13 protein-coding genes are annotated in these 13,706 nt (G+C 45.4%); all 13 read left to right on the forward strand.

Annotated features, from left to right (window positions below; all coding sequences use genetic code 11):
• Positions 1-57 precede the first annotated feature (57 nt).
• The 13 genes from ilvD to ACZ449_RS23640 all read left to right on the forward strand — a co-directional run bounded on the left by ilvD (position 58) and on the right by ACZ449_RS23640 (position 13,650).
• Entirely contained in the window at positions 58-1,779 is a 1,722-nt protein-coding gene (gene ilvD, locus ACZ449_RS23580) for a dihydroxy-acid dehydratase (RefSeq protein ID WP_464258482.1), read from the forward strand.
• A gap of 485 nt (positions 1,780-2,264) precedes the next feature.
• Entirely contained in the window at positions 2,265-2,495 is a 231-nt protein-coding gene (locus ACZ449_RS23585) for a GNAT family N-acetyltransferase (protein WP_464258483.1), read from the forward strand.
• A gap of 90 nt (positions 2,496-2,585) precedes the next feature.
• Positions 2,586-3,656 carry a magnesium/cobalt transporter CorA gene (corA, locus tag ACZ449_RS23590; protein WP_464258484.1) on the forward strand — a complete coding sequence of 357 codons (1,071 nt, stop codon included), beginning with the start codon at positions 2,586-2,588 and terminating at the stop codon, positions 3,654-3,656.
• A 163-nt stretch (positions 3,657-3,819) separates the two neighbouring features.
• Positions 3,820-4,677, forward strand: coding sequence for a Flp pilus assembly protein CpaB (gene cpaB, locus ACZ449_RS23595; protein WP_464258485.1), 858 nt, complete (start codon positions 3,820-3,822; stop codon positions 4,675-4,677).
• A 53-nt stretch (positions 4,678-4,730) separates the two neighbouring features.
• Positions 4,731-5,960: a type II and III secretion system protein family protein gene (locus ACZ449_RS23600; protein ID WP_464258486.1), complete on the forward strand. Its 1,230-nt coding sequence runs from the start codon at positions 4,731-4,733 to the stop codon at positions 5,958-5,960.
• Between the two features lie 5 nt (positions 5,961-5,965).
• Positions 5,966-7,198, forward strand: a complete 1,233-nt coding sequence (locus ACZ449_RS23605) for an AAA family ATPase (RefSeq protein WP_464258487.1) — start codon at positions 5,966-5,968, stop codon at positions 7,196-7,198.
• A gap of 18 nt (positions 7,199-7,216) precedes the next feature.
• Positions 7,217-8,197 carry a type II secretion system F family protein gene (locus ACZ449_RS23610; protein WP_464258488.1) on the forward strand — a complete coding sequence of 327 codons (981 nt, stop codon included), beginning with the start codon at positions 7,217-7,219 and terminating at the stop codon, positions 8,195-8,197.
• Between the two features lie 118 nt (positions 8,198-8,315).
• Positions 8,316-9,446 carry a sensor histidine kinase gene (locus ACZ449_RS23615; protein ID WP_464258489.1) on the forward strand — a complete coding sequence of 377 codons (1,131 nt, stop codon included), beginning with the start codon at positions 8,316-8,318 and terminating at the stop codon, positions 9,444-9,446.
• 207 nt (positions 9,447-9,653) lie between these two features.
• Positions 9,654-9,830, forward strand: coding sequence for a Flp family type IVb pilin (locus tag ACZ449_RS23620; protein ID WP_464258490.1), 177 nt, complete (start codon positions 9,654-9,656; stop codon positions 9,828-9,830).
• Between the two features lie 132 nt (positions 9,831-9,962).
• Positions 9,963-10,379 carry a TadE/TadG family type IV pilus assembly protein gene (locus ACZ449_RS23625; protein ID WP_464258491.1) on the forward strand — a complete coding sequence of 139 codons (417 nt, stop codon included), beginning with the start codon at positions 9,963-9,965 and terminating at the stop codon, positions 10,377-10,379.
• Positions 10,376-11,311, forward strand: coding sequence for a pilus assembly protein TadG-related protein (locus ACZ449_RS23630; protein ID WP_464258492.1), 936 nt, complete (start codon positions 10,376-10,378; stop codon positions 11,309-11,311). The genes ACZ449_RS23625 and ACZ449_RS23630 overlap by 4 nt, the downstream gene beginning before the upstream one ends.
• Before the next feature lie 18 nt (positions 11,312-11,329).
• Positions 11,330-12,700 (forward strand): CpaF family protein, encoded by a 1,371-nt coding sequence (locus tag ACZ449_RS23635; RefSeq protein ID WP_464258493.1) that lies wholly within the window; start codon positions 11,330-11,332, stop codon positions 12,698-12,700.
• Positions 12,701-12,726: 26 nt separating this feature from the next.
• Positions 12,727-13,650, forward strand: a complete 924-nt coding sequence (locus ACZ449_RS23640; RefSeq protein ID WP_464258494.1) for a type II secretion system F family protein — start codon at positions 12,727-12,729, stop codon at positions 13,648-13,650.
• The last annotated feature ends 56 nt before the right edge of the window (positions 13,651-13,706 follow it).

Genomic DNA, 13,706 nt, shown 5'->3' on the forward strand with positions numbered 1-13,706 from the left:
AGTTCAAGGTCTTTGGTCGTTCTATTTGTCTATAAAAAATAATTTTATGGAGGAAGCATGATGAATCAGAAATGTAGAAATGCAAGAAACCTGTGGTCACAGGTTGATGCTTTGCGGATGGGAATGAATTGGTCTGAGGAAGATATTGAAAAACCGCATATTTTAATAAGTGATGTCTTTGGAGAAAGTCATCCCGGCAGCTTTCACCTAAATGTACTCAGTGATGAAGCTTCAGTAGGAATTTACGAAACTGGTGGCAGACCGGCTAAAAATCACGTGACAGATATTTGTGATGGCTGGGGACAAGGCCATGATGGTATGAATTATATACTGGCATCTCGAGAAACGATTGCAGACATGGTTGAGTTGCAAGCGTCGGTAATACCCTGGGATGGGATGATTTTAATTTCAAGTTGTGATAAATCTGTTCCGGCACATCTTATTGCCGCTGCCAGACTAGACATTCCCACAATACATATTCCTGGCGGTTCAATGCGGATTGGGCCTAATATTAGTACTTCCGGTTTAGCTGGTCCTCTATCGGCTAAATATAAAAAGGGACAGCAAGTCCAGAAAGAAATGCGAAATTATAAATTAACAGGGTGTCCTTCTTGTGGCGCTTGTCAGTTTATGGGTACTGCAAGCACTATGCAGTGTATGTCGGAGTCGCTAGGACTTGCTTTGCCTGGTAACGCGTTAATGCCGTCTACCTTTGCGGAAATTCGTCGGATATCCCGGGCTGCGGGGCAGCAAATCATGAATTTGTCGCAGCAGAGCCTTACAGCAAGAAAAATACTGACACAGGATGCATTCGAAAACGCGATTAAAGTTCATGCAGCTATAGGTGGTAGCACCAACGCGCTAATTCATCTTCCTGCAATTGCTCATGAGCTGGGAATTGCATTAAAACCCGAACTGTTCGATAAAGCCAGCCGTGAAATACCTTACCTAACCAATATTCAACCAAGTGGCAAGTATGTTACTGAATTATTCTGGTTTGCAGGTGGCATCCCCATGATACAATGGAAAATTAAGGATCACCTCAATTTAGATGTAATGACCGTTACCGGTAAGACATTGGGTGAAAACCTAACTGACTTGGAAGAGCAAGGATTCTTTGATCGTTGCCATGAACATTTGAAAACTTATAATATTCCGGTAGAGGAAATTATTCGGCCTGTAAAAAAATCGAAACATTTTGGTTCAATTGCCATTCTTAAAGGCAACATTGCTCCAGAAGGGGCGGTCATCAAATATTCGGCGGTAATTCCCGCAATGCACCATCATGTAGGTCCCGCCGCGGTATTTAACAGCGAGGAAGATGCGCAAAAGGCTATTATTGCTGGCAAGATTAAGCAAGGGAATGTTGTCATTATTCGGTATGAAGGGCCCCGCGGTTCAGGGGCACCGGAAATGTTTATGACTACCGATGCAATTGTTTTTGATGAAAGCTTAAATGGGACTGTTGCGTTGGTAACTGACGGGCGTTTCTCTGGGGCTAGCCGCGGTCCTTGCGTTGGACATGTTTCGCCGGAAGCGATTGATGGCGGTCCAATCGGCTTAGTTGAGAATGATGATTTAATTGAAATTGACATTCCCGGGCGTAAGTTGAACATTATAGGTGTAGACGGTCAAAGAAAAGAGGCAGCGGAAATCAGTAATATTTTGGCTGCCCGTAAGGAAACGTGGAAAGCGCCTGAACGTAAATTCCGTAATGGCGTATTGAAAAAATTTACAGACAAGGCCGCGTCTCTAATGGCTGGTGCTTACATCAAGTAAAGTTATCACTCTCTCCTCTGGTTTCTGCGTCCGGAGGGCCGCTAGGAGTAACCAGCCGGCGCTGGTTTTTATCAACGGGTAGGCTGGTTCGAAACAGAACTGATGTATTTACAGAAAAACCGGAGACTAAGCGGTTTATCCACTAAATAAGCTTGCTGCCATTTCAGCTGAATTGGCAGGAAAATTTGCTAAATAAGAAGAATTTAAGGCATAATTCATGTATTGATGAATTATGCCTTTTGGTTGTGCGCCCAGCAGGGGCACTTACTAGTTGGTGAAAGTCCAATACGGGGTTGATAGTGCCAACCTTTAGCTTAAGACAAGGGTGTCCAACGCGAGGTGTAATCTGAAGGAAGTCAGCGGCAAAACTCCGATCTGAGGAACACGAACTACATACAAGGCATACGTCCGCTGGGCGAGTTTGCAACACAAACCGAAGGCCCAAACTATCTGAAGCGGGCGGTCATAGCTAAAGCATTGGATGAATGGCTGAGAAGAAGGAGTCGAATGTGCTTTGTTCAGACTTACTTGCTGAAAGCTGCCGGAGGCAGGGAGTGGGAACACAACTGCTAATGGCAATTAAGCAGTGGGCCGCCCGCCAGAAGGCCAAACGATTAGATTTGCTGGCCGATCGACGTAATAAGCTGGCGCTGGATTTTTACCAACAGTTAGGATGGCAAAAAACAGAACTGGTCTGTTTGCAAAAAAAGTTATAGATAACCATACGATGCGGATAATTTGCGTAGGAAAAATATGTAAGGAGAGAGAATGTCTTTTTTTACATATTTTTTTTGCGAGGTGACGTTATGCCGAAATTTACGAGAAATTTATCATCCAAAGTTGGTTTGCCGCCAGGTACTTTGCTGCATGTAGGGAATATGCGTGCCGACAAGGCTTATATTAGTGTGGTGAGTTATGATGGAGAGGTATTTACCGAGACAAACGATGTCCCGGTGGATGATTTGGGAAAAATTGCAGCTAGGCCGGGTGTTACCTGGATACGGGTGCAGGGACTTAATGCACAGGCCGTCGAGAGAATTGGCCAACAGTTTGCCATACATCCGCTTGCATTGGAAGATATACTGCATACCAATCAGCGGCCTAAACTGGTAGACTATACCGACTATTTGTGTGTAATCGTAAAGTCATTAACAGTAACGACAGAAGAAACAGACTATGAGGCTGAGCAGATCAGTCTCATTTTGGGGACAAACTATGTAATTTCTTTTGTGGAAAGTCTGCCAGATGACAGAGATGTGTTAGATAGTGTTTATGAACGAGTCAAGGGCGGCCGGGGTAAGATTTGTCGGTTGGGAGCCGATTATTTATTTTACGCCTTACTTGACAGTATTGTGGACCATTATTTCTTGGTGTTAGAACATTTGGGGGAGAGAATTGAGCTGCTGGAAAACCAGATTGCTAGCCAGCCGCGCCCTGAGCTTTTGCAGGATCTACATGAGCTTAAGCATGATATGCTATTTTTGCGAAAATCGATATGGCCTGTTAGAGAGTTAGTTAGTGTGCTAGAGCGGGGAGAAACGTCGCATATCAAGGATTCGACGGTTGTTTATCTGCGCGATATATACGACCATGTGATTCAGGTCATTGAAACGGTTGAGATTTATCGGGATATGCTGTCAGGTATGCTTGATATTTACCTATCCAGTATCAGCAACCGTATGAGTGAGGTCATGAAAATGCTGACAATTATCTCAACGATTTTTATTCCGCTTACCTTTATTGCTGGAGTCTATGGTATGAACTTTGCGCATATGCCGGAACTGGAGTGGGAGTATGGCTATCCCTTGATTATATCCATTATGCTGATTATAGGCCTGCTAATGGTACGCTATTTTCGTAAAAAGCAGTGGCTGTAATGGGAGAAAGGTCCTAGCGGGCAGCTGCTTTTTGACCTAAGTCCTAAAAAAAGATAGGAGAATCTCCTCGCTAGTTTTTACACTGGTTTGGGTTTAAAATTTAAGTATAGAGTGAACCTATGTACTTTAATTTTAAAACGGTAGACATGGCAGGAGGAACAATATGCTCAGGTTTTCTAATAAAGGGCTTTTGATGATTGCCGTAGTTTTAAGTTTGTTAACCACCGGGCTTGTGTATAGCTTTCTGAAGAAAACAAGTGGTAATCTTCCCGTCAATACCGTAGCTGTGGTGGTAGCTAAGGCGGATATTGGTGCTAAGACCAGGATTACTCCGGAGATGGTACAAGTGACCAAGGTTCCTGCGCCCTATCTGCAGCCAGGTGGTGTACAAGAGGCGACAGAGGTCATCGGTATGTTGTCCAAAGAATCAATTATAGCTGGTGAACAGATCACTATGCGGCGACTACTAGGCGAAGGTCAGGCAGCTGGGTTTGCCGGATTGATTCCCGAAAATAAACGAGCCATAACAATGGGCGTTAATGAAGTAACTGGTGTGGCTGGCTTTGTTAAAGCCGGCGATTATGTGGATGTGGTTGTCACCTTTGAGAAAAGTACGGCTGGCGACAATGTCAGCCACCTGGTACTGCAGAATGTGTTGGTATTGGCTGCTAATCGAGAAACTGAGGGTGGAGTCATTGAGACAAGCAATACTAGTTCCAAGGAGAAAAAAGAGGCCATCAAAACAGCTTCTGTTACGCTGGCGGTAACGCCTGACGAAGTAGCTAAACTAACTCTGTCAGAAGATAAGGGCAAAGTGCGTTTGGTGCTTAGGCCGTTCATGCAGAATGCTGGTGTCAGTATTGCCGGTCCGATTACGCCGCAAGACATTGTTGGTATACAGAATAAATCGTCTGTTTCCCATCAAGAACAGGCAGAACAAGCGCCGCCACCGGCAGCGGTTAAGCAATCCGGCGGTATTCAAATGATTCGAGGCACGAAAACTGAGGTTGTCAGCTATTAATTAGTCGTCAGGGCGCCCATAATGTAGAGCTAGCAGAAAGGCAGGAGTTTTAGATGAACAAGTTGAAGTTATTTGTCGCTATTCTTATAATAATTGCTAGTATCTTGAGTAATGGCATGATGGCAGCCGCCGCGGAGAACATGACGGTGGCGGTTAATCAGTCCCGGATCTTGAGTTTTGATGCCGTTGAAAAGGTAGCTGTTGCTAACCCTGAAATTGCTGATGTAGTGGTTGTGTCAGGGCTTGAAATATTACTTGTTGGCAAAGCTCCCGGCTTAACAACCCTTCATGTCTGGTCCAGGGGGGGCCGTTATAGCTATCTGGTCGAAGTCGGGGCAGCAGATATTACGATTGCCAATGACATTAAGAGTATTTTGGGGCTGTCTGATATTACTGTGAGCAAAGTGAATAAGACGGTTATTCTTGAGGGTACAGTCAATGATCAGTACCAGAAAAACCGGGCGGAAAAAGTGGCATCAGCGTATGCAGAAAAAGTAGTCAACCTCTTGGAGATAACCAATCCGATTCAGGTTCGGATTGAGGCCAGGGTGGTGGAGATTAACCGGGAAATGGCTAAAAGCGTAGGCATAAAATGGTCAGGAAATAATATGGCAACAACAGGTGGTTTTTCTTTTGGACAGTCTTCCGTAAATTCGCTCGCGCCCAAGGTTTTTGGTAACTTAGGTACATACAACCCTATCAATGCTCAGCTTGACGCCCTCGTCAAAAATGGTTTGGCTAAAATACTGTCTCAGCCTAATCTGATCACCTTGAGTGGTGATAAGGCCAATATTATGGTTGGCGGTCAAATCCCGATACCTATTGGTCTCAATGATGGACGAATTTCAATAGAGTGGAAGGATTATGGTATTAAACTGGACATTGAGCCTGAAGTAAATGCTAATAAACTTATACAAAGTAAGATAAAGGCAGAAGTCAGTACTCTTGACTGGACAGATGAACATAAGATTGAACTTGGTTTAGGAATGAAGATTCCACCAATAAAACTGCGTAAGGCGGAAACTGCCATTACCATGTCCTCCGGACAAACTATGGCTATTGGCGGTCTGATTTCCAGTGAGGTTACCAAAGATGTGTATAAATTGCCGCTTTTGGGTGACATCCCCATCCTTGGTAACTTATTTAAAAGTACCTCATTTAGTCGGGGGGAAACGGAAGTAATCATTTTTATTACACCGACTATTGTCAATCCTGACGAGTACATTCCGGCACAAACCACGGAAATGAAAGAGTTTGCTAAAGAAAACCCATTTAGGGGGTAACCTTGATGAGTGAAAAGATAACGGTTTTTATTGCTGATGATATTGCAGCTACTCGGGAAAGTGTTTGTAAACTGTTAGAGTTTGAGACTGAGATGGTGGTTGTTGGGCAGGCCGAATCTGGTGCTGAGGCTATAGCAATGGTAAAAACATTACAGCCTGATGTTGTTCTGATGGATATTAATATGCCTGGTATGGATGGCATTGCAGCTACCGAAAAAATTGCCGTTGAAGTGCCTAACGCCTGCATTCTCATCATGAGTGTACAGGGGGAACAGGAATACTTGCGGCGGGCCATGATTGCTGGGGCTAAAGACTATCTGGTTAAGCCTTTTAGTGGTGATGAACTGATCCAGGCTATTAAGCAGGGAGTTATCAACGAAAAAAAACGCCGCAATGTACTTAATAATGTACTTAAATTTGAGCCGAAACCAGAGAGAAAGGGCAAAATTATTACAGTATTTAGCACCAAAGGTGGTATTGGCAAGACAACTATTTCGACAAATCTGGCGGTAGCTCTGGCAGAAAAAACAGGCGCAAATGTGGGTATTGTTGATGCGGATTTGCAGTTTGGTGATGTTGCATTATTTTTAAATCTGATACCTTGTGCCACTATTGCTGATTTGGTTCGTGATATCGATCACCTGGACGGTCATGTGTTAGAGGGATATTTGGCACAGTTTGGTGATCATATCAAATTGCTGCCGGCGCCGATACGCCCGGAACAGGCAGAGACGGTGACCGGTAGTCACATGGTAGCCATTCTTAAGACCATGCGCGCTGCTTTCAAATATACGATAATTGATACGGCACCCACCTTTTCTGATAGTATGCTCGCTGTGCTTGATGCTTCCGATATTATATTGGTAGTGGCTGCGCTGGATTTGCCCACAATTAAAAATATCAAGTTGTGTTTGGAAATCATGGAGTCGCTGAATTATGGACAAGATAAAGTTAAGGTAGTATTAAATAGGGCCGATACTAACGCTGATATCGATATTCGCGAGGTGGAGGCAAGTCTGCAGTATAAGTTTTCTGCCTCAATTCCCAGTGATGGCAAAGTGGTGGTTACCTCAGTGAATAGAGGGGAGCCTTTTGTTATCAGCCATCCCGGAACATCGGTGGCGCACAGTATCTATGAATTAGCCCGGCTGGTTGCTGACAAGGATGACTGGCAAGAACAAGAGGAAAAGCAGCCGGTAGATGGGGTTGTTGGGCGTTTTAAACGTTTATTCGTCTAGAGAGGAGACAGAGAGAGCATGCTACTTATAGTTGGGTTTGTGCTGTTTCTTAACCTACTGGTTGTTTGTGTAATTATATTTCGTTGGCAGAGCCGCAGGAAGGTGGCTGTTAGTCAGCGAATAAAGCAATATCTTGCCACCGACGTTGTACATAAAATAAAACTGCCGGCAAATCAATCAGGCACCACGCGCCCGCTTACTGGGTGGCGGTCAATTATCAGGTGGCTAGGGGAACAGCTCGCGTTAGCGGACGGTTCGTGGACAAGGCGAATGGAACATCGGCTTATTCAGGCCGGGTTGCCATTGAAGAGCCAGGAGTTTTTGGTTATCTGTCTGGGATCTGCCCTGGTTAATAGCTTGCTGTTTATGGTAAAAGGCGGTTTGCTGGGGGCGGCGTTTGGTGGTATTTGCGGCTATGGCCTGCCGTTCCTCTTTTTAAAAGTTAAAACAAAACGACGGGCAAAAGCCTTTAATGATCAGCTGGGTGATACGCTTGTCCTGGTTGCCAATGCCCTACGGACAGGTTATAGTTTTATGCAGGCCATTGAAATGGTAGCCCGCGAGATGATGCCGCCTATTTCGGTTGAGTTTGGCCGGACGCTGAAAGAGATGAATTTTGGCGTGCCTACAGAAGCTGCAATGACTAACATGGCTATGCGAGTGGATAGTGATGATCTTGATCTGGTTATTACCGCTGTGTTAATTCAGCGGCAGGTAGGTGGAAATCTGGCAGAGGTACTTGATAGTATTGCCGGTACTATCCGTGAACGGATACGCATTAAAGGGGAGATTAAGACGCTGACCGCGCAGGGCCGGATGTCAGGGGTTATTATTAGCCTGCTGCCAGTAGTCTTGCTATTGGCCCTCAAGCTGATTAATCCTGGTTATGTTGACCTACTGTTTACTCATCCTGCTGGTCAGATTATGCTAGGAGCTGCTGTTTTAGGACAGGTGCTGGGAATCGTGACTATTCAAAGAATCGTTACTATTGACATATAGCAAAGTAGCAGAGGGGGGAGATATTTCCACCCTCTGTTGGTGTATATTTTTAGCAGGAGTTATAGCTAGAATGGCGAATCTGCTTTATAACACTTGAAAAAGCAAGAGCGGTGAATGAATGAAAAATCTTGACGTGAAATCTCTGGATAAAATTGTAAAAACGACGATTGCTACTGTAGAAAAAAGTAAAACGCAGATATTTGACATATATGAAGCGGCTAAGACTGAAATGGAAAAGGTCAAGCGAGATGTTGAACGCATAAAAGAAGAAACAGCAGAGATTATTTTTAAAGTAGACGAGCTCGAAAAAAAAGAGCGACGGTCTCGCCTTAGGCTGATGGAGGTTAGTCGCAATTTTCGGAAATATTCTGAGGCGGATATTAAAGCCTCCTATGAGGATACCAGTAATGTTCAGCTTGAAATGGCTATGGCCAGGCTGCAGGAACAAAACTTACGCCGTCAGCGCGATGAACTGGAACTGAGACTTAAATCGTTGAAGAATACGGTAGAAAAGGCGGAAAGTCTAGTTTCGCAAGTAGGAGCTGTGCTGGGCTATTTGGGCACTCAGATGGGATCTGTTGTTACTCAGATTGAAACCCTTCAGGCTAGTCAGATTTTTGGGGCCAAAATCATCAGAGCGCAGGAAGAAGAACGCCGTCGGGTCGCCCGAGAAATTCATGACGGCCCAGCTCAGGCTATGGCTAATATTGTTTTCCGGGCTGAAGTATGCGAGCGTTTGGTCGATGTGGATATTGCCCGGGCTAAAAATGAACTTAAGGATCTAAGAGAGCAGGTACGTGTGGCTTTACGGGAAACCCGGACCATTATTTTTGACCTTAGACCTATGACCTTAGATGATTTGGGATTAGTGCCCACCATCAGGCGGGTACTGGAAACAATAAAGGATCGTTGCGATATTTTTTCCGAAGTTAAGATCCTGGGCGAGGAAAAACGGCTGGATTCACATATTGAGATTGGGCTGTTCCGCATTATCCAGGAGGCCCTCAACAATGTCGAAAAACATGCTAAAGCGTCCAATGTCTGGGTACGTATTGATTTTCGCCCAGGTGTGGTTTCCGCAGTAATTGAGGATGACGGGCAGGGCTTTGACACCGCCAGTGCTGCTGGTAACGAGAGCTTTGGCCTGATGGGCATGAATGAACGTATTAATCTATTAGCAGGTGAACTTACCATAAAATCAGAGATCGGTAAAGGCACGCGGATTTTTGTTACAGTGCCGCTTAAGTAATAGGAGGAGCGGCCTGCGCTAGGACTTTTTACCTTACGTGATCCCGGGACTCAGCACCTAGCAGAAGCCTAATCAGAATAAGCCTTGATACCTAATAAAGTTGAGACTTACGGACGATGTTACCATACCTTCTTACTGGTATAATGAAATCAGAACCAGACGAGATTACTTACTAAAATAAATCGAAAAAAGTAGGGGGTATGGGAAATGTTAAAAATTTACTGGCAAGCTTTCGCAGCTCGTTATCTCAATGAAAAAGGACAAGGTATGGTAGAGTATGGACTGATTCTGGCCCTTGTAGCCATATTTGCAATGGGAGCCTTTACTGGTGTAGGTACTGCCATTAAAACCAAACTCGCGGAGGTTGTTACAGCTCTGGGGTAACAGAATAGCCCTGCTGAAAGGTATTTTGTTACTAGTTTGTTGCACTTATAGATCGGAAACCTCATACCGCAGCGTTTATAATCCTCCTGGCTATAAAGCGCAGGGGGATTGTTTTTAAGGGGGTGAACCCGTGTGAATAATAAGCGTTATCTTAAGGACAATCGCGGTCAGGCAATTGTTGAAACAGCGTTAGTGTTGCCAATCATTGTATTGCTCCTGTTTGCCATACTAGAATTTGGTCAGGTAATTAACCAGTATCTAGTGTTGACAGCCGCAGCTCGTGAAGGGGCCCGGGCTGCGGCTGTTGGTGATGATGCTGCGGCACGAATAGCAGTTGCTGATTCTGTTGCTAGTATCAGTAATAATGGCTTGACTGTCAGTATTACCTACCCGGCTGGCCTACGAGAACAGGGTAAGCCGGTGACAGTAATAGTTAGTAAACCGATTGAAGTAACAACACCAATGATTAAAGATATTATTGAAAGTGCTTTTGCCCCTGATCCGCCGGTAATCACTGGCCGATCAGTCATGCGGGTGGAACAGCCATGATAAAACTAATCACCAATCAGCGTGGTTCGGCGTCCGTACTGCTAGTTGCGGCGTTAACGGGTTTGCTTAGTTTTGCGGCAATCGTGATTGACGGTGGTCTGCTTTATGTAAATCGGGTTGAGCTTGTTAATATGGCTGATGCGGCAGCTTTGGCGGGGCTCCAGGATTTGCCGGGTGATAGGGTGCGAGCTGAGATAAGCAGCCGGGATTATGCTGCACAAAATGGTCACCTAGATGATCAGGTGACTATCGCAGTTCCATCGAATAAAATAGTAGCGATCACTGTTACGCGGCAGGTAGAATTTGTTTTCGCCAGAATATTTGGTATGACTACAGCCAATGTGCGGGCACAAGCAGCTGCTATTTTGCAACCGACCAGTGGTGTAATCGGGGTAGTACCTTTCGGGGTGGTCAAACAGGATTTTGTTTATGGACAAACCTATGACCTCAAAGTGGGGGCTGGCGATGGCTATGCTGGCAACTATGACGCTTTGGCGTTAGGTGGTACGGGTTCACGCAACTATACCGATAATATTAAGTATGGTTATGAGGACAAACTGTCAGTTGGGCAGTTAGTCTCTACAGAAACAGGCAATATGTCCGGCGGCACTAGTGACGGTGTGAATTATCGCATCAATGCTGATCCAGGGACAACATATAACACGGTAGAGCAGGGATCGCCACGGGTAATTGTTGTGCCGCTTATTGAAACCATAACCAATGACACTGGACGTCATGATGTGAAAATTGTTGGTTTTGCGGGCTTTTTTTTAGAGAGCGTGAGTGGTTCAGGCACTCTTAACAATGTGAGCGGGAAATTCATGCGAATAGTAATAGCCGGAGATACTTCGGGAACTGCGTCTGACTACGGTGTATATAGTGGTGCCCTTGTTCCCTATGAGTCGGTGGCTGCCAATTCGTCTATACCATAATTTTACAAGGAGGAAACTATGTCGCTGTTAAAACGGTTGGAAGCCGCCCAAAATCAACCAGAACAGGCTGTTAAAGGAGCAGAAAAACCAAAAGCGGTTCCGTTGCTTAGAAGTGATCCTTATCAGAACCTGAAAGTAAAAATTCATAAAAAAATAATCGAAGAAATGAGCCAGGAAGAAAGTCGGGCGCTTATCGACAAAGATGCTGATATCAAAGTATTGGGAGATGTGGTAGCCCGGATTGCCAATGCTGCTATGGATGAAGAGACTGTGCCTGTACCACGCAGTGAACGTTCGCGGATTATTGCTGAAATTGTTGATGAAGTGTTAGGCTATGGTCCAATTGACCCACTATTAAAGGATGATTCTATCTCAGAGGTTATGGTCAATAGTGCTACACAGGTATATGTAGAACGCAAGGGTAAACTGGTTTTGACAGATGTGCGGTTTCGGGATGAAGCCCATGTTATGCATATTATCGAAAAAATTGTTGCGCCAATAGGCCGCCGCATTGATGAGAGTTCACCGATGGTGGATGCGCGATTGCCAGATGGCTCACGGGTTAACGCCATCATCCCGCCATTGGCCTTAAAGGGACCGTGTCTTACTATCCGTAAGTTTGCGAAAAACCCACTGTTGGTTGATGATCTCATTCGTTTCGGTACACTGAATCAGGAAATGGCTGAATTTTTGCAGGCGTGTGTTGAGGGAAAGCTTAACATCGTGGTATCAGGTGGTACTGGCTCAGGCAAGACAACCACCCTAAACATCCTCTCGTCCTTTATTCCAGAAGATGAACGGATTGTCACCATTGAGGACGCAGCCGAATTGCAATTGCGGCAGGAACATGTTGTTACCTTGGAAACGCGGCCTGCCAATGTTGAAGGCAAAGGGGCCATAGCCATGCGCGATCTTGTTCGCAACAGTCTCAGGATGCGTCCAGACAGGATTGTTGTTGGTGAAGTCCGGAGCGGGGAGGCGCTTGATATGTTGCAGGCGATGAATACGGGTCATGATGGTTCGTTAACTACCGGTCATGCCAATTCGCCGCGCGATATGCTCAGCCGGCTGGAAACCATGGTGCTTATGGCTGGTATGGATTTGCCGGTCAGAGCCATTAGAGAACAGATTGCGTCAGCCGTAGACCTTGTTTTACAGCAGTCGCGCCTACAGGACGGCAGTCGTCGAGTTACCCATCTGACTGAGGTGCAAGGCATGGAAGGTGATGTTATTACCCTCCAGGATATCTTTGTATTTGAACAAACCGGCCGGGATGGAAATGGCAAAATTACCGGTCATTTCAAGCCAACGGGAATTCGGCCTAAATTCTTAGAAAAACTGGGAGCCAATGGCATCCAGTTACCGAATGAGACTTTCTGGCCCAAGTAACGACTGTCATAAAGGAGGAACCGCTCATGTTGAATGCCATTATCGCATTAACCTTCATAACGACATTTGTATTCCTATACCTGATACTGCATACAGTTATACCTTTTAACGGCCCGGTTGAGATGCGACTTAAGGCACTAGACAGCATGGTATCAGCGCGAACTGATATTGAGGACGAACTGGCAAAACCGTTTAGGCAACGGATATTAGCACCGCTAAGCGGTGATATGGCAACAGTTCTGACCAAGCTTACTCCTAAGGCAGTACGTGCCACTATTGAGCAAAAACTGATAATGGCCGGTGGTTTTGCCAAATTGACCAATGATGAGTTTCTCGGTATGATGGGCTTTATGGCGTTGGCGCTGCCGGTCATTGCCGGCATGCTGGGAGTATTGACCGGCACAGCTGGTAACAAGGTGATTGGATTGATGCTCATGGCTTTTTTGGTCAGTCAACTACTGCCATTTCTACTTTTAAACCGAAAAATTGCTAAACGCAAACTGAGCATTCAAAAGGATTTGCCAGATGTGCTAGACCTCTTAACAGTTAGTGTGGAAGCAGGGTTAGGTTTTGATGGGGCGCTGTCTAAACTGGTGGAAAAAATGAAAGGTGCGCTTGTGGACGAATTCAACCGGGTATTGCAAGAAATACGTATGGGGATAGGCAGACGTGAGGCACTGGTGGCGATGGGGACTCGCTGTGAAGTGCCAGATCTTTCCCTGTTTACTACTTCGTTAGTGCAGGCCGATCAATTAGGTGTCAGTATTGGTAATGTTCTCAGAGTACAGACGGCATCTATGCGGCAAAAACGCCGCCAACGGGCTGAAGAGCAAGCCATGAAGGCTCCGATTAAAATGCTGTTGCCGTTGGTACTGTTTATCTTTCCCTCTTTATTCGTAGTTCTCTTAGGCCCGGCTGTTATTCAGATGTTCAGTAGCTTTTTTAAGTGAGCTTCAGCAAGGCGATAGGCAAAAGACCGCTTGTGCCTACTTAGTTAGACAAAAAG

This window comes from Desulfosporomusa polytropa (genome assembly GCF_055380075.1).